Genomic DNA, 19,936 nt, shown 5'->3' on the forward strand with positions numbered 1-19,936 from the left:
ACTTATCCTTTTAAAAATTCTTTTACCTTTTGTACATAAGGATACATAACCATATCTTCTGCAAAAACAGGCACAATTGCACGCAATTCATTGTACATTTTTTGAGACGATGTACTTAATTTGTCTTGATATTTTAAAAATTCAATAGCTTGTATAATGGTGATGAATTCAATAGCTAAAACTTCAAATGTATTTTCGATAACATTGCTGCAAATAACCGCCGCATTAGTACCCATACTTACAATATCTTGATTATCGTTATTGTTTGGAATACTATGCACGTATAAAGAGGTTGATAAGGCTTGATTTTCGGCAGTTGTTGATGTTGCTGTAAACTGCACGCCTTGCATACCAAAATTGAAACCTAACTTTCCTAAATTTACAAAAGGCGGTAACATTTCATTGATTTTTGCGTTCAATAAATAGTTTAACTGTCGTTCTGCCAACATAGAAACTTTGGTTACCACTAATTTAAGTTTGTCCATTTCTAACGAAACATAATCGCCGTGAAAATTTCCTCCGTGGTACACTTGTTCTGTTTCAACATCAATGATTGGGTTATCATTTGCTGAATTTATTTCTTTCTCTAAAATATCTTTTACCGATAAAACCGTATCGTAAATAGGTCCTAAAATTTGTGGAACACAACGAATAGAGTAGTATTCTTGCACCTTTTCTTTAAAAATTTCTTCGGTATTTTTACCACTATACAAATGCTCTTGACGGTTACGCGTTAACTGACTATTACGTAAATGATCACGCATTTTTTTTGCAACAATTTGTTGTCCGTAATGTAATTTGGTATTGTTTAATTCTTCTGATAAATGATCATCATACGCTTGTACCAATTCATTAATCATACACGATGCTTGTAACGATAAATCAACCAACTTATCTGCCAACAACACGTTTACAATACCAATACCTGTCATTACCGAAGTTCCGTTCATTAAACCTAAACCTTCGCGAATTTTAACTTCAATAGGTTGTAAATTTTCTATTTCAAAAACTTCTTTGGTACTTTTTCTTTCACCTTTGTAAAAAACTTCGCCTTCACCAATTAAAATCAAGGCTAAATGTGCTAACTGTACTAAATCGCCACTTGCACCAACGCCACCATGCGCAAAAATTAACGGTGTAATATCTCTGTTAATTAACTCTTTCATTAATTCGATAACCGAAATATTAACGCCCGATTTTCCTAAAGCCAATGTATTTAATCGAGCTAAAACCGCTGCTTTAACATGAATAGGCGATAAAGGATTTCCTGTACCCGAAGCATGGCTACGAATTAAATTATACTGTAATTGTAATTGATCTTGAGGCTGTATGCGGTATTGCGCCATGGGTCCGAAACCTGTATTTACCCCATAAATTACTTTATTTGCAGAAAATTGCTCTAAAAAGTGAAAACTTTTATTTACGCGTTCTACCAATAAATGATCTAAAGACACCTTTTCATTATTAAAAATAACAGCTGAAAAATCGTTTAGAGATAAATAATCTTTAATAAGTTTCATTAAAATTGTTGTTTTAAATGGTTTAAATGTGCTATTTTCTTTTAAATTTGAATCAACATTTGCTTAAGCAAAAATATAATTTTAAACTATTTAATTTCACATGAATACAGAAAATGTTGATATTTTAATTATTGGTGCAGGTCCAAGCGGAAGTGTTGCTGCAGGATATCTGCATAAACAAGGAGCTAAAATTAAGGTAGTTGAAAAACAAAAGTTTCCTAGAGTTGTAGTTGGCGAGAGTTTAATACCACGTGTAATGGATCATTTTGATGAAGCTGGTTTACTTGATGCTTTAAACACTTACAACTTTGAAAAAAAGCCTGGTGCCCGATTTATTAGAGGTAAAGAAATATGTATTTTTGATTTTAGTAATAAATTTGGTGAAGGTTGGGATTGGACTTGGCAAATTCCTCGTGCCGATTTTGATAAAGCAATGACAGATGAATTGCAACGAAAAGGAGTAGACATTGCTTTTGAAACCGAAGTTACCAATGTTGTTTTTAACGGTACTAATTCTATTACTACCATTAAAGATAAGGAAGGTATTGTTTCTGAAATTCATGCCAAATTTGTAATTGATTGTAGTGGTTATGGTAGAGTTTTACCACGTATTTTACAATTAGAATCTCCTTCTAAATTAGATCCGCATTCTGCTATTTTTACACATGTAAAAGATGTTAGAAGACCCGATGGAGTAGAGGGTACCCAAATATCGTTTGATATTATTGAAACTGAAGTTTGGTTGTGGGTTATTCCTTTTTCTAATGGTAACACAAGTATTGGTATTGTAGGACCAACTTCTTATATAGACAAATTATCGGCAACAGGAAATACAGAAGAAGGTATTAAAAATGCTTTAAAATTATCAGATTATTATGTAAATAGATTTGAGAATTTACCTTTTGAATTTTCGCCTATCCATTTAAAAAATTATTCAGTAGCCGTTTCTCAATTTTATGGCGAAGGTTACGCACTAACAGGAAACAGTACAGAATTTTTAGATCCTGTGTTTTCTTCGGGTGTTTGTTTTGCAACAGAATCGGGTATTTTAGCTGCAAAATTAGCTTTAAAACAAATTAATGGAGAAACTGTTGATTGGCAAAAAGAGTATACCGAATATATGCAATACGGTATTGGCGTTTTTACTACTTATGTTAAAGAATGGTATACAGGTAATTTACAAGAATTGTTTTACCACCAACCAGAAAATCCCGATGTAAAACGTAAAATTTGTGCCGTTTTAGCAGGTTATGTGTGGAACAAAGAAAATACGTTTGTTTCTAAACATCATAACATTATTAAAAATATGGCGTATATGATAAAAGAAAGCAAAAAGGATTCCTAGTGGAATCCTTTTACTATTTAACCTCTTTAGCTATTTTTTTACCAATTGTTTTAGCTGTTTTAGCAAAACCTTCACCAACACGTGATTCATTACTAAAATTACTTCCAAATTGATCACCTGGCGCATCAATAGCATCTACTTGATACACTACGTTGAACGGATTAGATGTTTCAACTAATTTTATGTTTGTAGTTACTTTAGCAGGCTGTTTCATCATATAAACATCCCAACCTGGATAAATCCAAACTACATCAACCATTAAAGTGTATTTAGCAGAATTATTGTCTTCTTTAAAACTAATTTTTTTATCAGTTGTTTTTTCCAGCAACTCTAAAAATTTAGGCTCCCAAATATCATTTTTAGCACTTTTCCATTTAGAAACCCAAGCATCTCCGTTACCTTTATCCTTTTCATTTAATTCTAATTTACGTTTGCTTACATATTCATCTTCTGTGAAATTTTCTTTTAATAACTTTAAATGACTGTAATTAAATTTCACATTTACCGATGTTTCATTTTTTAAAGAAGCAAAGTTACCTGTTTCGTTTTTTAATTTTTGAGCATGGATAATACAACTAGCTAGTATTAAACTCATTAACATTATTTTTTTCATAATTTAGTATTTTAATATACTAACAAATATAGTTGTTTATAACTAAAAAAATACTATTCATAACCTGTGTTAATAACTGTGCATAAGTTTAAATAACTAATTGTTTTTTATTTCGATTAAAAGATTAAGGACATTTAAAATTGTGAATAACCTTACTTTTTATTCAAAATCATTCACTACTTCATTGACAATTAAAACCAATTTATTAACACTTATTAACAACAAAAGTTATGAGTAAAAAATGTTAGCATATTATAAAGTTCTTAGTCATTAAAAATTAAAACAGCTGATTTAAAAGCAATTGATATATTAAGTTAATGTTAACAACTTTTTATAACTTAAAAAACATTCTTTTTTCCAAAAACTTATGCTACATATTAACAAGCAATATAAAGAAGAAAGAGATTTTTTAATTTTAAAAATTTAATTATTTAATAATATATAGTTGTTAACAACAACTTCTGTTTTCAAAAATAGTTTGGATTTTAAATGATAAATTGATTTTTAGAATTCAATAAATAATCGCTTTAAAAATTTATTTTGAAGGTAAGATATCTTTTAGAATAGAAAAGCTTTTAAATCGCTTCTTTTTAAATGATTCAATTGATTTAACAACTGCTCGTAATTTTAATATTCTGCACCAATGTATTAATTGATTTTAAATATTCAATTCTCAGCGGGTTGTTATTTACAATTTTTGATTGATTTTGCTATAAATATGTTTTGATTGAATTAAATTTGTTTTATATTTTATAATATACTGTAAATCAATTTATTATAAATTTTATATTCTTTTTAATTATTAGTTTTTACAGAACTCGTACCTTTGTAGGTATTTTTAAAATAATAGTATGGTAATTTTCAATTATGAGACCGATTTTGAGTTAGATAATGAATCAAAATTTGAAGAATGGATTGATGCCATTATAGAATCTGAGGATAAGGAAGCCGGAGAAATAAATTATATTTTTTGTGATGATGATTATTTACATAACATCAATTTGCAATATCTAGATCACGATACTTTAACGGATATCATAAGTTTTGATTATTGTATTGGCGACTTAATTTCAGGCGATATTTTTATTTCAATTGAGCGTGTAAAAGATAATGCCAAAGATTTCGATGTATCGTTTCAAAATGAGTTACTTCGTGTAATGGCGCATGGTGTTTTACACTACTGTGGTTTTAAAGATAAGACAGATGCAGACGCTGAATTAATGCGTGCTAAAGAGCAAGAGAAAATGAGTATGTTCCACGTGGAACAATAATTATTTTCTTATTTTTTAATTTAATGTTTCACGTGGAACAATGAGTTTATTTCAAGATCAATATGATGTAATTGTAGTAGGTGCTGGTCATGCTGGTTCTGAAGCTGCCGCTGCCGCTGCAAATATGGGCATGAAAACGTTGTTGGTAACAATGAGTCTTCAGAATATTGCCCAAATGAGTTGTAACCCTGCAATGGGTGGAATAGCAAAAGGACAAATTGTAAGAGAGATTGACGCTTTAGGTGGATACTCTGGAATTGTTTCTGATAATTCGGCTATTCAATTTAAGATGTTAAACGTTTCAAAAGGACCTGCAATGTGGTCTCCAAGATGTCAAAGCGATCGTATGCGTTTTGCTGAAACTTGGCGATTGATGTTGGAAGGAACTCCTAATCTTGATTTTTATCAAGAAATGATTTCTGGAATTTTGATCGAAAATAATAAAGTAATTGGTGTAAAATCAAGTTTAGGAATCGAGATAAAAGCTAAAACGGTTGTATTAACAAACGGTACTTTTTTAAATGGTTTGATTCATATTGGAGAAAAACAATTTGGAGGAGGTAGAGCAGGTGAAAGTGCTTCGTTTGGTATTACGGAAGATTTAGTTAAAGTTGGTTTTGAATCGGGTAGAATGAAAACAGGAACACCTCCACGTGTTGATGGTCGATCGTTAGATTATTCTAAAATGGATGAGCAACCAGGTGATGTAAATCCTCAAAAGTTTTCTTATTCTGATGTAACAAAACCTTTAACTAAACAGCGTTCGTGTTATATGACGTATACTTCAAATGAAGTACATGAAGTTTTACGTGAAGGGTTTGATCGTTCGCCTATGTTTAATGGTCGAATTAAAAGTTTAGGACCGCGCTATTGTCCTTCTATCGAAGATAAAATTAATCGTTTTGCAGATAAAGAACGTCATCAAATTTTTGTTGAGCCAGAAGGTTGGGATACAGTTGAAGTATATGTAAATGGTTTCTCAACATCATTACCGGAAGATGTTCAATTTAAAGCATTACGTTCTGTTGAAGGTTTTGAAAATGTGAAGTTTTTCCGACCTGGTTATGCTATAGAGTATGATTATTTTCCACCAACACAATTAAAACATTCATTAGAAACAAAGTTAGTTGAAGGTTTATTTTTTGCTGGACAAATTAATGGAACTACAGGTTACGAAGAAGCAGCTGCGCAAGGATTAATTGCAGGTATAAATGCTGCGTTAAAAGTACAAGAAAAGGAACCTTTTATTTTAAAAAGAAATGAAGCTTATATTGGTGTTTTAATTGATGATTTAATTACAAAAGGTACAGAAGAACCTTATAGAATGTTTACATCTCGTGCAGAATATCGTACACTTTTACGTCAGGATAATGCTGATTTTAGATTAACTCCTAAGTCGTTTGAAATTGGTTTAGCAAAAGAAGATCGATTAAAACGTATGGAATATAAGAAAGACGAATCGGAAAAATTTGTTCAATTCTTTAAAGAAACATCGGTTAAAACTAAAGAAGCAAATCCAATTTTAGAAGAAAAAGGAAGTGATTTAATGAAGCAACCTGATAAAATGTTTAAAGTTTTTTCACGTCCTCAAATAGAAGATACTGATATTTTACGTTTTGAAAAGGTTCAAAATTATATTGAAGAGCAATGTTTAGATAAAGAAATTATTGATCAAGCTATTATTCAAGTGAAGTATTCTGGGTATATTGAAAAGGAAAAAAATAACGCTGATAAACTAAATCGTTTAGAAGATGTTCGCATTCCAGAAAACTTTGATTACGATAAAATTAAATCAATGTCGTATGAAGCGCGAGAAAAATTAAAGAAAATTAAACCAGTTACTATTTCGCAAGCATCTCGAATTAGTGGTGTAGCACCATCGGATATTTCGATTTTATTAATACATATGGGCAGATAAAATATGTTCCACGTGAAACAAAACTCCTTTGCAAAGGAGTTTTTTGTTTTATATATTCGCATTATGAAGCATCAAAATATTAAAGATTATAGTATTTCAAAAGAAGAATTTGAATTGAAATATAATAATGAATACCAAATGTATGAAACCCATTTTATCAATTGGGATACTTTAGATACCTATTATAAAAGTGATGACTATATTTCGCATACCGATGGTAAGCGTAATTTGTTTGAAAAAGTATATCAAATTGTAAAAGATATTACCATTAAACAAAAATGGAAATTGATAAAAAAGTTTCATGATAAACCTATTGTTGATGTTTTAGATATAGGTTGCGGAACAGGTGATTTTTTAAAGTATGGTATTGAAAAATTATCTTTAGATGGAGTAGGAGTAGAGCCAAGTGAAAAAGCAAGAACAATTGCACAATCAAAAAAAATAAGTGTAGCGCAAGCTATTGATTCTTTAAATGAAAAGAAATATGATGTTATAACCTTGTGGCATGTATTAGAACACGTAAAAGATTTAGATGAATACTTTACGTTCTTTAAAAATCATTTAAAAGAAGATGGACTTTTAGTTATTGCGGTTCCTAATTTTAAATCGTATGATGCAATCTATTATAAGAATTATTGGGCTGCTTGGGATGTACCTAGACATCTTTGGCATTTCAGTAAAACAGCTATAAAAAAGTTAGGTGCAAAGCATGAATTTAATTTAATACATATAGAACCTATGTATTTTGATAGTTTTTATATTTCTATGTTATCAGAAGAATATAAGTCAGGTTCTAAAAATCCATTAAAAGCTTTTTATATTGGATGGAAGTCAAATTTTAAGGCAAAACGTTCAAAAGAGTACTCATCACACATTTATATTTTGAAAAAATAATTTTAAAGCATTTGTTTTTTATTATTATCGCTTAAAATGTATAAGTTGTTTAGTATTTTTTAAAAGTGGCTTAAATCGCATATTTTGAAGTCGTTTTTTATAACGTTTTTTTATAATGATTCTAAAATTGATATAAATTTATTATAGTTTACAGTTTTCCATAATTTTAGATACTTTTGTACAGAATTTAATTTTTTATAAATAAATCATTCCTATGAAAAAAATAATGATGTTAGCTGTTGTAGCATTAAGTTTGGTTGCTTGTGATAAAGGAACAACTAAAACAACAGAAGCTAATAAATCATCTGCAAATGTTGAAGGCTTTAAAACAGCTTATATTGATACAGAAAAATTGATGAAAGAATACCAAGAATTCAAAGATTTTGAATCAAAGTTCAAATCAATGTCTGATCGTATGAAAAATGAATTAGATGGTGATGCTAAGAAATTTCAACGCGATGTTTTAGAATTGCAGCAACAAGCACAATCTAAAGGAATGGAATGGGCACAAAAACGTCAGGCAGAATTAGAACGTCGTCAACAAACATTAGCTGAAAAAGAGCAAAATTATATGAAGAAATTTCAAGAAGAAAGTGCTGTAGAACGTGATTCTATGGTTTCTCGTATGAAAGATTTCATCAAAGATTATGGTAAAGAAAAAGGCTACGATTATATTTTTGGTACAGGCGATGCTGCATCGGTTTTATATGGTAAAGAAGAGAATGATTTAACAAAAGAAGTTCTTGAGTTATTACATAAAAAATACGAAGAGAAAACAGGAAAAAAAGTAGATGTTAAGGAAGAAACTAAAAAAGAAGAAACCAAAACCGAAACAAAAAAATAACAATTAAAACCACCAATTCTGGTGGTTTTTTTATCTTTATAGCATGACAACCGAAGCGCAATTAGTTTTACAATACATACAACACACCAACAAAAATGTTTTCTTAACAGGTAAGGCTGGTACGGGTAAAACTACGCTGCTTAAAAAAATTTTAGAAACTACTTATAAAAACACGGTTGTTGTTGCACCAACGGGTATAGCTGCGTTAAATGCGGGTGGTGTTACCATTCATTCATTCTTTCAATTGCCTTTTTCGGGATACATTCCAACGTACGATTTTAAAAATGCTGATAACGGTTTGTATTTTGAAACCAAGCAAACCATTAAGCGACATTTTAAAATGAATCAAACCAAGCAAACTTTAATCAAAAATTTAGAGTTGTTGGTTATTGATGAAGTTTCTATGTTGCGTGCCGATGTTTTAGATGCTATGAATGAAATGTTGCAAGCGGTTCGTAAATCAACAGCTGCTTTTGGTGGTGTACAAGTTTTGTTTATTGGCGATTTATGGCAGTTGCCACCTGTTGTTAGAACTAATGAGTGGGAGGTTTTAAAGAATTTTTATCAAGGAATGTATTTTTTCAATGCTTGGGTAATGCAGTTGGGTTTACCTGTTTCTATTGAATTAAAAAAGATTTACCGCCAAGACGATGAACAATTTGTTTCCCTATTAAATAATTTCAGAACCAATACAGTTTCAACTTCTGATTATGAAATTTTAGGAAAAAGAGTCAACGAAAATTTTGATACAAAAAAAAATAAAGGATATATAACACTTACCACACATAACCGTAAAGCCGATGAAATCAATGAACGCGAATTAGAGCGTTTAAAAGAAAATGAATTTGTTTTTTTACCTGAAATCATTGGCGATTTTCCTGAAAAACTATATCCTTTAGAACCAGAATTGGTTCTAAAAAAAGGTGCTCAGGTAATGTTTGTTAAAAACGATCTTAGTCACGAAAAAAGATATTACAACGGAAAAATAGGTTTTGTTTTTTATGTATCTGCTCACGAAATTGAAGTATTAATTCCAGAAGACAATGTAAAAATCACTGTTGAAAAGTACGAATGGCAAAACGTGCGTTATGCTGTTAACGAACAAACCAAAGAAATTGAAGAAGAAGTTTTAGGAACCTTTGTACAATATCCCTTAAAATTAGCCTGGGCAATTACGGTTCATAAATCGCAAGGTTTAACTTTTGATAAAGCTGTTTTAGATATTAACGATGTTTTTATGAGCGGTCAGGCATATGTTGCTTTATCGCGTTTGCGAAGTTTAAATGGTTTGGTTTTATCTAAGCCAGTTGCAATACGACAAATTTTGGCGGATGAAAACATTATTTCTTTTTCAAACAGAAATAATAATTTGAATAATGAAGATGGTTTGCTGCAAGCCAAATTAGAATATTTATGGGAGCAAATTAGAGAAACTTTTGATTGGATTGAAGCCCACGAATCATTTTTTAAATGGATGGAAACTTGGGTGGATGAAAAAAAATCGACGCGAAAAATTTACCGTGCGTGGGTTCAAAAACAAGAACGATTGCTGCATCAATTGAAAAATATAGGAATCAAATTTTTAAATGAGTTACATGCTGTTTTTATTGATGAAACGTTTCGCGTAGAACATTTAATCCTTCGTTTTGAAAAAGCATATGCTTATTTTTATCCAAAACTCGATGAGTTAGCTTTTGATACTTTGTTTGTTTTTGAGCAATCTAAACGAAAAAAAGGTTTTGTGTTGTTTACCGAACAATTAAGGGTTTTTGAAGATCAACATATTAAAATGATTTTAAAGTTGATTAAAACGTATAAAATGATGCTTTTATTTAAAGCTGGAAACGATTTTACAAAAGAGTTATTAGAAACAAAAGATATTACAACCTATCGTTTAAATCATCTTACCAACATAAAAGAGCAATTACGCACGCAAATTTTAGATGTTGACGATATGGAAACCGATTTAAAAGAAATTCCAAAAGAAAAGAAAGTATCTACCATTGATAAAACCTTTGATTTATGGCAAAAGCGTAAAACAATTACTGAAATTGCAGATGCAAGAAAATTATCAGTGCAGACCATTTATCAACATATTGGAAAATTAATTGCTTCGGCTCAAATTGATATTACGGAAGTGATACCTCATAAAAAGTTAATTGAATTAACGCAAATTTTTGAAAAAGCAGCTGACAAAACACTAACCGAAATTAAAGCCGAAGCTACGGATACCATCACTTGGGACGATTTACGTATTTATAAAACGTATTTAGAAATGAAAGTTAATGATTAAGAATGGTAAATTCTTAAATACTAGGAAGCTACGGATCTTAATAGTTTAGAGATAGTATAAAAAAACAAAAAAATCCTTTCAATTGAAAGGATTTTTTTATCATTTACTCTTTGCTTTCTACCTTTGCCCACGTATCACGCAAGCCTACTGTTTTGTTGAAAACCAACTTATCAGCGGTTGTATCTTTATCTACAGCAAAATAGCCTAAGCGTTGAAATTGGAACTTATCTCCATCTTTAGCTGTTTTTAAGCTTGGTTCTACATAACCCGTAATAACTTCTAAAGAATTTGGGTTGATGTATTCTTTAAAATCAACTTCTTTGTTACCATCAGGATTTTCGTGTGTAAACAAACGGTCGTAAATACGTACTTCAGCTTTAATAGCATGTGGAATAGAAACCCAATGAATGGTTCCTTTTACTTTGCGTTTTGAAGCTTCGGTTCCGCTACCTGAGCGTGAATCCGCGTCATAAGTAGCATGAATTTCTATAATTTTTCCGTTTTCATCCTTTACAACACTTTCGCCTTTAATAATGTATGCATTTTTTAAACGTACTTCTTTACCTAAGGTTAACCGGAAGAATTTATTATTTGCTTCTTCTAAAAAGTCGTCTCTTTCAATGTATAATTCTCTTGAGAAAGGCACTTTTCTAAAAGTTAATTCCTCAACTTCCGGATTGTTTTCAGCATCTAACCATTCTTCCTGTCCTTCAGGATAATTTGTGATAACTAATTTCACAGGATCTAAAACAGCCATTACTCTATCAGTAATTTTGTTTAAATCTTCACGTACGCAAAATTCTAATAACGAAACATCAATTAAATTGGTACGTTTTGCAATACCAATAGTGTTGGCAAAATTACGAATAGCCGTAGGTGTATATCCACGACGACGCATTCCTGAAATAGTACTCATTCGCGGATCGTCCCATCCTGTAACATGCCCTTCGTTTACCAATTGTAATAATTTACGCTTAGAAACCACCGTATGCGATAAGTTTCTGCGTGCAAATTCGCGTTGTTTTGGGCGAACTTTATTTTCGTCATAAATTTGGTCTAAAAACCAATCGTACAATTCGCGATGAGGCAAAAATTCTAACGTACAAAACGAATGTGATATTTGTTCAACATAATCACTTTCACCATGCGCCCAATCGTACATTGGATAAATTTTCCAATCGCTTCCTGTACGGTGATGCGATGCATTGATGATGCGGTACATAATAGGATCGCGCATTAACATATTTGGCGATGCCATATCAATTTTAGCACGTAAAATATATTCGCCTTCAGCAAACTCACCATTTTTCATTCTTTCGAATAAATCTAGGTTTTCTTCAACCGATCTGTCGCGGTTAGGAGAGTTTACTCCCGCTTGTGTTGGCGTACCTTTTTGTTTGGCAATTTCCTCAGCAGATAAATTATCTACATAGGCTTTGCCTTTTTTAATTAAAGCAACTGCCCAATCATATAACTCTTGAAAATAATCAGAAGCATATACTTCCTGATCCCATTTATAGCCTAACCATTCTACATCGCGTTTAATAGCATCAACAAACTCTTGTTCTTCTTTTGCTGGGTTGGTATCATCAAAACGCAAGTTTACCGGCGCGTTGTAATCCAATCCTAAACCAAAATTTAAACAAATAGAAGATGCGTGCCCAACGTGTAGATATCCATTAGGTTCTGGTGGAAAACGGAAACGTAATTTATCTTGAGACAAACCATTTTTTAAATCTTCTTCAATGATTTGTTCGATGAAATTCAATGATTTTTCTTTTGTTGACATATTCTTGAATTAAGAATACAAATTTATCAAAAAATGTTGACTTTTAAAGGGAATGATATGTTATAAAAAAGCATTAATTTTACTTTTATAAATTTTTTGAAAATGGGAATTATTCGTTTAACAAACATTCGTGTATTTACAAATCACGGTTGTTTGATTGAAGAAGCTAAGATTGGATCTGATTATAGAGTTGATTTAGAAATTAAGGCTGATTTACGAAAATCGGCTGAAACAGATGAATTAAATGATACTGTTGATTACGTACACTTAAATAATATTGTGAAAGAAGAAATGGCGATACGTTCTAAACTTTTAGAGCATGTAGCAAAGCGCATTATTGTTAGAATTTTTAATGAATTGCCAATGGTTTCTAGAATTTTGTTAGAAGTTTCTAAAATTAATCCGCCTATTGGTGGTGATGTTGAGCAAGTTACGATTGTAATGGAAGAATACCGCGCATAAAAGTGTTTTTTCAGTTTTAAAATTAATTTTTTTATAGTAGATTTGCAATCGTTAAGCAATGGCATCTTGTCCGAGAGGCTAGGAAGCGGTCTGCAAAACCGTCTACAGCGGTTCGAATCCGCTAGATGCCTCAAAAACCTTCAAAGAAATTTGAAGGTTTTTTTGTTTTTAGTATTTCTGCACTAAATCATTTATTATATTTAATAAAAAAATCATGAAAAAATACATCTTCATACTTTTAATGGCGGCTGGTTTAGTAGCATGTTCATCAGAATCGTTATCAATTAAACAAGCAAAAAGCTTAATTGAAAATCATATTGAAAAGTATCCCTATTTTGAGAAAACATCTTTTGGATTAGGAGAACGAAAGTTTAATATGAAAAAAGATTCAGAAGAAATTTCAATTCTAAAAAGCTTAGAAAAGCAGAATTTAATTACCCTACAAGTAATTGATGTTCACAAAAAATGGCTTTCAAAAGATTCTGTTTGGGTTGTGAATATTGGTTTAACAGCAAATGCATCTAATTATGTAGTAGATCAAAAAAAGAACAGTGCTGATGTAAAAACGTATTTATTTACAGTTCAAGAAAATTCGGATGTTACTTTAGAATTGAATAGTAAAACCAAAGCAACTGCTAAGGCAAAATTAATTAAAGCACCTACACCATTTGCAGGATTAAGTAAGGATAAAAATCCGAATGCAGATTTTATTACCCAAGAATTTATTTTAAAGTACAATAAGGAAACAGGCTGGTTTGTACAAAAGTAATAAGCAAGGTTTTAGATATTCCATCCTAAAAAAACAAACAAGAGATTTTTTCTATATATTTGGTTTTTAATTATATTTTAACAAAATAACAATAGGAAATAACGTAATGTATGGGTGTTTTTTCAAAAAAATCAATTGAGGTATTAATATCCGAAGCAAAAGAGGAAGGAACAGGTACTTTAAAAAAGACATTTGGTTCTTGGGGTTTGGTAGCTTTAGGGGTTGGAGCCATTATTGGCGCAGGCTTGTTTTCTTTAACAGGTATTGCAGCTGCAGATAATGCGGGGCCAGCAGTAACCATTTCTTTTGCAATTGCAGCATTAGGCTGTGCCTTTGCGGGACTGTGTTATGCAGAGTTTGCGTCTATGTTGCCTGTTGCAGGTAGCGCTTACACCTATTCATATGCTACTTTAGGCGAATTTGTTGCTTGGATTATTGGTTGGGATTTGGTGTTAGAATATGCATTGGCTAGTGCAACTGTTGCAGTTAGTTGGTCGCAATATTTTAATGAATTGCTCAAGATTTTTGGTTTAGAAATTCCAACTGCTCTTTTAAAAGGTCCTTTTGAAGGCGGAATGATCAATGTACCTGCTATTGTAATTGTTTGCTTATTATCATTATTGTTAATACGCGGTACGCAAGAATCGGCTAAACTAAATAATTTATTGGTTATTTTAAAAGTTGGCGTTGTTGTTATCTTTATTGCGTTGGGATGGCAGTTTATCAATCCATCAAATCACGAGCCTTTTATACCAACAAATGTAGGTGAAGAAATGGTGAAAACAGGACAGCTTTCTTTTTCTCAATTCTTAAGCAGTGATTATTTTGGGCAGTATGGTTTTAGTGGTGTTTTGCGCGCTGCTGGAGTTGTTTTCTTTGCTTTTATTGGATTTGATGCGGTGAGTACAGCTGCACAAGAAGCTAAAAATCCTAAAAAAGGAATGCCTTTTGGAATTATTGGATCCTTACTTATTTGTACTGTATTATACGTTTTATTTGCATACGTTTTAACAGGCTTAGAAAACTATTTAATGTTTAAGGGCGATGCAAAACCAGTAGCCACCGCTTTTGCAAAAACAGGATATCAATTTTTAAATATCGCTTTAATTGTAACTATTATTGCAGGTTATACTTCGGTTATTTTAGTGATGCTTTTGGGGCAAAGCAGGGTGTTTTATTCTATGAGTAAAGACGGGTTGTTGCCTAAAATGTTTTCTGATTTATCAAAAAGACAAACGCCTTGGAAAACCAATGTTGTTTTTATGATTTTTGTGAGTCTTTTTGCAGGTTTTGTACCTGTATCTGATTTAGGCCACATGGTAAGCATTGGTACTTTGTTTGCTTTTACCTTGGTATGCGTAGGAATTTTGGTATTGCGTAAAACAAATCCAGCTATTGAGCGTCCGTTTAAAACACCTTTAGTACCATTGGTACCAATTTTGGGTATTGTTGTTTGTTTGTTAATGATGGCATCTTTGCCTTTTGAAAGTTGGGAACGTTTGGCTATATGGCTAGGTTTAGGCTTAATTATTTATTTTTTATATAGTAAAAAACATAGTAAACTAAAAAATCAGCTTTAAAGCTGATTTTTTAGTTTTTAGTTCCTTTCCAAGTTCCTTCTGTGTCAGCATCGGTATCTGTCCATATTCCAGAAGCTGTATTAGCTTTCATAGTACCATTGAAAATACCAATATCCATAGTGCCATAATGAGTTGTAGCTGTTACGGTTCCATTTTCAGAAACACGTCCTTGCAAATCAAGTTCCACATTATCGCTAGAGTATTTTAAAGTCCCTGTTACTTTTCCGGTTTCCTGTACTTTCATGCTCCATGTTCCTGCATCTTCACCTGAAAACGTTCCAGACCAATTACCTACAAAATTATTAATTGTATTTTCTTGTTTAGTATCATCATCTTTAGAATCACAAGAAACAAAGCCAAACGTTAGTGCGCTTAAAATACAGATTGTCAAAAAGTGTTTTTTCATAATTTAGAATTTATTAAGTAACAAATATAGATAATAAGCCTTGAGAAAAAATAAATTTTTTAGTTTTTAGTACCTGTCCAGGTTCCTTTTAAGTTTTGAATTTTATTGTCCCAAGTTCCCGATCCTGTTTTATCAGTTAATGTACCAGACATGGTTCCTACAACAGTAGTTCCACTAGTGTATTCTGCATTAATTGTTCCGTTTTCAGAAACTTCACCTTTTAAGTTAAAAGTATTATTTCCTGATACTAATGTTCCTTCAGCCTTACCAGCACTATCAAATGTAGCTGTCCATGTGCCATCACCATCACCCGTGTAAGTTCCTGTCCAAGTTCCTTTATAAGCATCATACGGATTTACATGTACATGATTATCGTCATTAGAATCACAAGAAATAGCGCCTAAACATAAAGGGGCAATGCATAATAATTGTATAAAAATCTTTTTCATAATTAATTAAGTTTATTTATAATATAGACGTAAAAACAAACAAAAAGGTTGTAATTAAAAATAAAAAATTATTTTGTAGAAGAAATCGTATCTTTTGTAGCTAGGTTGATGCGATTTTTAATAAAAGTAGGTTCGTCTTTTATAAACGATTTAGACATAATTACAGCTCCAAAAATAATAAGTAAAATACTGCTTATTTTTTTTACTTTTAATATGTTTTTTGGTGTTAATTTGCTTTGTAATTGTTTGGCTAATAGTATTTTAAAAATATCGGTGGTTAAATAAGCCAATATAACAAAGGCAAAAAATTCGATCATTTTACCATGATCCATTTTTAATTGAGGACCAATTGTGATGATGATCATCAACCAAAATCCTAAAACGCCAACGTTTATAAAGTTTAAGAGAAAACCTTTTGCAAACAAAGAGTAATAATTGTTTTTGTAGGATGTATTTTCAACGTGAATTTCGGTCTTTTTTAGCTTTTGTAAACGCACAAACGAAATGATACCGTACATCAACATAATCATTCCGCCAAATAAAAACAAAGCTGGTTCATCTTTTATTTTGCTAATTAGCTGAAAACTACTAAAATAAGCAATCAATATAAAACATATATCAGCAATAATAACGCCTGCGTCAAATGTTAAGGCAGCTTTAAAACCTTTGGTTAAACTTGTTTCAATTAAAATAAAGAACACAGGCCCAATCATGAAACTGAGTAAAAAACCGAGTGATATTGCTGTGAAGAATAAATCCATGCGCAAAAAAATGCCAATTGTTGAACTGGCATTTAATTAGTGAAACAAAGTTACAATTTTTTATTGAATACGCTCAATGGTACCACCAATTGATGTTTTTTCTTTTATTTCTTTAGGATTTCCGTAAATTTTAATGGTACCGCCAGCAATTACTTGCGCTTCTAAATACGTTGTGGCTGTTACGGTAGCCGTACTTCCAGAGTTTACGGTAACCTTATTTTTGTTAGTTGTTAACTCATTTGCCTGAATATGTGAACCTGTTGATGCTAATAGTTTAACAGATTCTTCATTGGTACCTTTAAGTTTTAGTTTACCACCTGTATTAACGGAGCCTTCTACTGTTTTGGTATTCAGATTGATGTCAATTGTACTGCCTAGATTAGCGCTCATCTTTAATTTATCTTGAGAAATGGTTTGAGTGCTGAAAATGTACGAACCACCTTGCGCATCAATTTCATTTAAGTTGGTAAAATATACTTGAACGGTTACAGAATATTCGCCTTCGGTAACCAATTCTTTTACAGTATTTTTTAAAATTAAACGACCATTTTTATTGGTAATATTGACCGATTTTTCATCACTGTCTTTTAAAACAACTTTGTTTGTAGTTGATGGAATTAATTCCACCTTAATTCTGTTGGTTGTTTTTAAGGATGTAAAATCGCCAATGTTTTTTTCAATTTGCGCTTGCGCTGTAAACTGAAAGCCCATAAAAATTCCGCTTAATACTAAAATCTTCTTCATTATTCTGCTTTTTTAATCAATGTAAAATCTAATTGTTTCTTAACTAAATCGGCATTTTTAACTTTAACCACTACTTCGTCACCTAATTGCAATATGTTTTTGGTAACCTCACCAACCAACGCAAACTGATCGGGATCAAAAGTATAATAATCGTCTTTAATTTCACGAATACGCACCATACCTTCACACTTATTCTCTACAATTTCCACATAAATACCCCATTCAGTAACACCAGAAATTACACCTAAAAACTCTTCGTCTTTATGATCTTGCATAAATTTCACCTGCATGTATTTAATACTGTCGCGTTCTGCATTGGCTGCTAAATTTTCCATTTGCGAGCAGTGTACACATTTTTCTTCGTACACTTCTTCGTCTGCCGATTTAGCTCCGTCTAAGTAACTTTGCAACAAACGATGTGCCATAACATCAGGATATCTACGAATAGGCGATGTAAAATGCGAGTAATAATCAAAAGCTAAACCGTAATGACCAATATTTTCTGTAGAATACGCTGCTTTGCTCATACTGCGAATAGCCAAGGTATCGACCATATTTTGCTCTTTCTTGCCTTGAACATCGCTTAATAATTTATTTAACGACTGTGAAATGGTGCTTTTTGATTTAAAATTGATGCCGTAACCAAATTTAGAAATAACCGATTGTAAGTTGAATAATTTGCTTTCATCTGGTTCATCGTGAATACGGTAAATAAAGGTTTTCTTTTGCTTGCCAATAAATTCAGAAACCTTACGGTTTGCCAACAACATAAATTCTTCAATTAAATGATTGGCGTCTTTAGATACCTTGAAATATACACCTGTAGGTTCATCGTTTTCATCTAAATGAAATTTCACTTCTACTTTATCAAAAGAAATAGCTCCAGCAGCCATACGTTTACTGCGTAATTTTTTGGCTAAATCGTCCATTGTTAAAATAGCATCAACAATTGGTTTTTCAACAGTTTGTTCTTCGTTGGTTAACGATATTTCGGCAGGAATTTTATTTCCTTTGGTTTCAATAATTACCTGCGCTTCTTCGTATGCAAAACGTTTGTCAGAATAAGTAACGGTTCTACCAAACCAAGAATCAACTATTTCTGCATTTTTATTCAGTTGAAAAACAGCCGAAAAAGTATACTTTTCTTCGTTAGGTCGTAATGAACACGCAAAATTTGATAAAACTTCAGGTAACATCGGCACCACGCGGTCTACCAAATAAATAGAAGTTGCCCTATTGTAAGCTTCTTCATCTAAAATAGTGCCTTCTTGTACATAATGCGAAACATCGGCAATGTGAATACCAATTTCATAATTTCCATTTTCTAATATTTGAAACGATAACGCATCATCAAAATCCTTGGCATCACGGGGGTCAATAGTAAAAGTTAATACATCGCGCATATCTCGACGCTTTGCAATTTCTTCAGAAGTAATAGAAGTATCTAATTTTTGAGCATACGTTTCTACATCAATAGGAAACTCGGTAGGCAATCCATATTCAGCCAAAATAGCGTGCATTTCGGTATTGTGTTCGCCAGGTTTTCCTAAAACTTTGATGACCTTACCGTACGGATTGTTTGCTTTTTCGGGCCAATCGGTCATTTTAACTAAAACCACATCGCCGTTTTCTGCTTCGCCAAATTTTTCTTTAGGAATGAATAAATCCACATACATTTTAGGATTTGCTGAAACCACAAAGGCAAACGTGCCACTCATTTGAATAACACCAACAAACTCATCTTTTTTACGTTCAATGATTTCAATAACTTCAGCTTCGGGCTTTTTGCCTTTGCGTTTATTGTAAATGTAAGCTTTCACTTTATCGCCGTGCAATGCTTTGTTTAAATTGTTGGCAGGAATAAAGGCATCTTCTTCTACATCGGATGATACAAAATAAGCTGTTTTGCGAGATGTCATATCAATAACACCTTCAAAATAGCTCGAGTTTTCTACAATACGAAACTTGCCACGCTCTACTTCTTCAATTTTTTGTTTTGATAAAAGATAGGCAAGCTCTTTAATAATTTCGTTTCTGCTTTTAGTGTCGGTAACTTCAAAAACAGCTGCTATTTGTTTGTAGTTAAATGTTTTAGAGCTGTTTTGTGATAAAAGTTTTAAAATTTTACCCGAAAAATCTTTCCCAGGTTTTTTATTGAATTTTCTTATTTTCTTTGTCATATATTTTTCAATTAAGCAAAATGCTTTATTGCCATTTAAAGGTACAAAATTATGTAAGTTTAAATGTAAATTTTGTCTTAATTGTTTTTAAGGTTTTT

General features: G+C 31.6%; 17 protein-coding genes and 1 tRNA gene. 10 read left to right on the plus strand and 8 right to left on the minus strand.

Translation table 11 applies throughout. The features are described 5' to 3' along the window. Positions 1–2: 2 nt before the first annotated feature. Positions 3–1,520: a histidine ammonia-lyase gene (hutH, locus tag H1R17_RS04330; RefSeq protein WP_163431520.1), complete on the minus strand. Its 1,518-nt coding sequence runs from the start codon at positions 1,518–1,520 to the stop codon at positions 3–5. Between the two features lie 100 nt (positions 1,521–1,620). Here hutH and H1R17_RS04335 point away from each other — a divergent pair, with 100 nt between their 5' ends. Beyond that, positions 1,621–2,865 carry an NAD(P)/FAD-dependent oxidoreductase gene (locus H1R17_RS04335; protein ID WP_163431521.1) on the plus strand — a complete coding sequence of 415 codons (1,245 nt, stop codon included), beginning with the start codon at positions 1,621–1,623 and terminating at the stop codon, positions 2,863–2,865. 13 nt (positions 2,866–2,878) lie between these two features. Here the strand turns inward: H1R17_RS04335 and H1R17_RS04340 are convergent, their stop codons facing one another. Beyond that, positions 2,879–3,478, minus strand: a complete 600-nt coding sequence (locus tag H1R17_RS04340; RefSeq protein ID WP_163431522.1) for a hypothetical protein — start codon at positions 3,476–3,478, stop codon at positions 2,879–2,881. 851 nt (positions 3,479–4,329) lie between these two features. Between H1R17_RS04340 and ybeY the strand changes: the two genes are divergently transcribed. The 5 genes from ybeY to H1R17_RS04365 all read left to right on the plus strand — a co-directional run bounded on the left by ybeY (position 4,330) and on the right by H1R17_RS04365 (position 10,698). Further along, positions 4,330–4,749, plus strand: a complete 420-nt coding sequence (ybeY, locus tag H1R17_RS04345; protein WP_163431523.1) for an rRNA maturation RNase YbeY — start codon at positions 4,330–4,332, stop codon at positions 4,747–4,749. Positions 4,750–4,789: 40 nt separating this feature from the next. Further along, complete coding sequence (gene mnmG, locus H1R17_RS04350) at positions 4,790–6,667, plus strand: tRNA uridine-5-carboxymethylaminomethyl(34) synthesis enzyme MnmG (RefSeq protein WP_163431524.1); 1,878 nt, start codon at positions 4,790–4,792, stop codon at positions 6,665–6,667. Positions 6,668–6,670: 3 nt separating this feature from the next. Continuing rightward, positions 6,671–7,561, plus strand: coding sequence for a class I SAM-dependent methyltransferase (locus H1R17_RS04355; protein WP_370520225.1), 891 nt, complete (start codon positions 6,671–6,673; stop codon positions 7,559–7,561). A gap of 214 nt (positions 7,562–7,775) precedes the next feature. Further along, on the plus strand, positions 7,776–8,405 hold the full coding sequence (locus tag H1R17_RS04360; RefSeq protein ID WP_163431525.1) for an OmpH family outer membrane protein: 630 nt from the start codon (positions 7,776–7,778) through the stop codon (positions 8,403–8,405). 43 nt (positions 8,406–8,448) lie between these two features. Beyond that, a complete protein-coding gene (locus H1R17_RS04365; protein WP_163431526.1) occupies positions 8,449–10,698 on the plus strand; it encodes a helix-turn-helix domain-containing protein in 2,250 nt (749 codons plus the stop codon). Positions 10,699–10,801: 103 nt separating this feature from the next. On the opposite strand, the gene H1R17_RS04370 is transcribed toward H1R17_RS04365, so the two are convergent. Next, a complete protein-coding gene (locus H1R17_RS04370; protein WP_163431527.1) occupies positions 10,802–12,487 on the minus strand; it encodes a glutamine--tRNA ligase/YqeY domain fusion protein in 1,686 nt (561 codons plus the stop codon). Positions 12,488–12,589: 102 nt separating this feature from the next. On the opposite strand from H1R17_RS04370, the gene folB reads away from it, so the two are divergent. From folB to H1R17_RS04390, 4 genes are all read left to right on the plus strand, one after another. Further along, positions 12,590–12,949 (plus strand): dihydroneopterin aldolase, encoded by a 360-nt coding sequence (gene folB, locus H1R17_RS04375; protein ID WP_163431528.1) that lies wholly within the window; start codon positions 12,590–12,592, stop codon positions 12,947–12,949. A gap of 60 nt (positions 12,950–13,009) precedes the next feature. Next, positions 13,010–13,080 (plus strand) — tRNA-Cys (locus tag H1R17_RS04380). A gap of 83 nt (positions 13,081–13,163) precedes the next feature. Further along, complete coding sequence (locus H1R17_RS04385; RefSeq protein ID WP_163431529.1) at positions 13,164–13,718, plus strand: hypothetical protein; 555 nt, start codon at positions 13,164–13,166, stop codon at positions 13,716–13,718. Between the two features lie 110 nt (positions 13,719–13,828). Further along, positions 13,829–15,298, plus strand: a complete 1,470-nt coding sequence (locus H1R17_RS04390) for an amino acid permease (RefSeq protein WP_163431530.1) — start codon at positions 13,829–13,831, stop codon at positions 15,296–15,298. A gap of 10 nt (positions 15,299–15,308) precedes the next feature. Here the strand turns inward: H1R17_RS04390 and H1R17_RS04395 are convergent, their stop codons facing one another. The 5 genes from H1R17_RS04395 to rnr form a co-directional block, all read right to left on the minus strand. Further along, positions 15,309–15,704 carry a hypothetical protein gene (locus H1R17_RS04395; RefSeq protein WP_163431531.1) on the minus strand — a complete coding sequence of 132 codons (396 nt, stop codon included), beginning with the start codon at positions 15,702–15,704 and terminating at the stop codon, positions 15,309–15,311. 59 nt (positions 15,705–15,763) lie between these two features. Next, positions 15,764–16,153 carry a hypothetical protein gene (locus tag H1R17_RS04400; protein WP_163431532.1) on the minus strand — a complete coding sequence of 130 codons (390 nt, stop codon included), beginning with the start codon at positions 16,151–16,153 and terminating at the stop codon, positions 15,764–15,766. A gap of 68 nt (positions 16,154–16,221) precedes the next feature. Then, the gene (locus H1R17_RS04405) at positions 16,222–16,866 is read right to left on the minus strand and encodes a LysE family translocator (RefSeq protein WP_240453334.1); all 645 of its coding nucleotides are present in this window, start codon (positions 16,864–16,866) and stop codon (positions 16,222–16,224) included. A 108-nt stretch (positions 16,867–16,974) separates the two neighbouring features. Beyond that, positions 16,975–17,658 (minus strand): head GIN domain-containing protein, encoded by a 684-nt coding sequence (locus H1R17_RS04410; protein WP_163431534.1) that lies wholly within the window; start codon positions 17,656–17,658, stop codon positions 16,975–16,977. Further along, on the minus strand, positions 17,658–19,838 hold the full coding sequence (gene rnr / locus H1R17_RS04415) for a ribonuclease R (RefSeq protein ID WP_163431535.1): 2,181 nt from the start codon (positions 19,836–19,838) through the stop codon (positions 17,658–17,660). The genes H1R17_RS04410 and rnr overlap by 1 nt, the downstream gene beginning before the upstream one ends. Positions 19,839–19,936: the final 98 nt, after the last annotated feature.

This window comes from Flavobacterium sp. xlx-214 (genome assembly GCF_013874595.1).
Lineage (GTDB): Bacteria > Bacteroidota > Bacteroidia > Flavobacteriales > Flavobacteriaceae > Flavobacterium.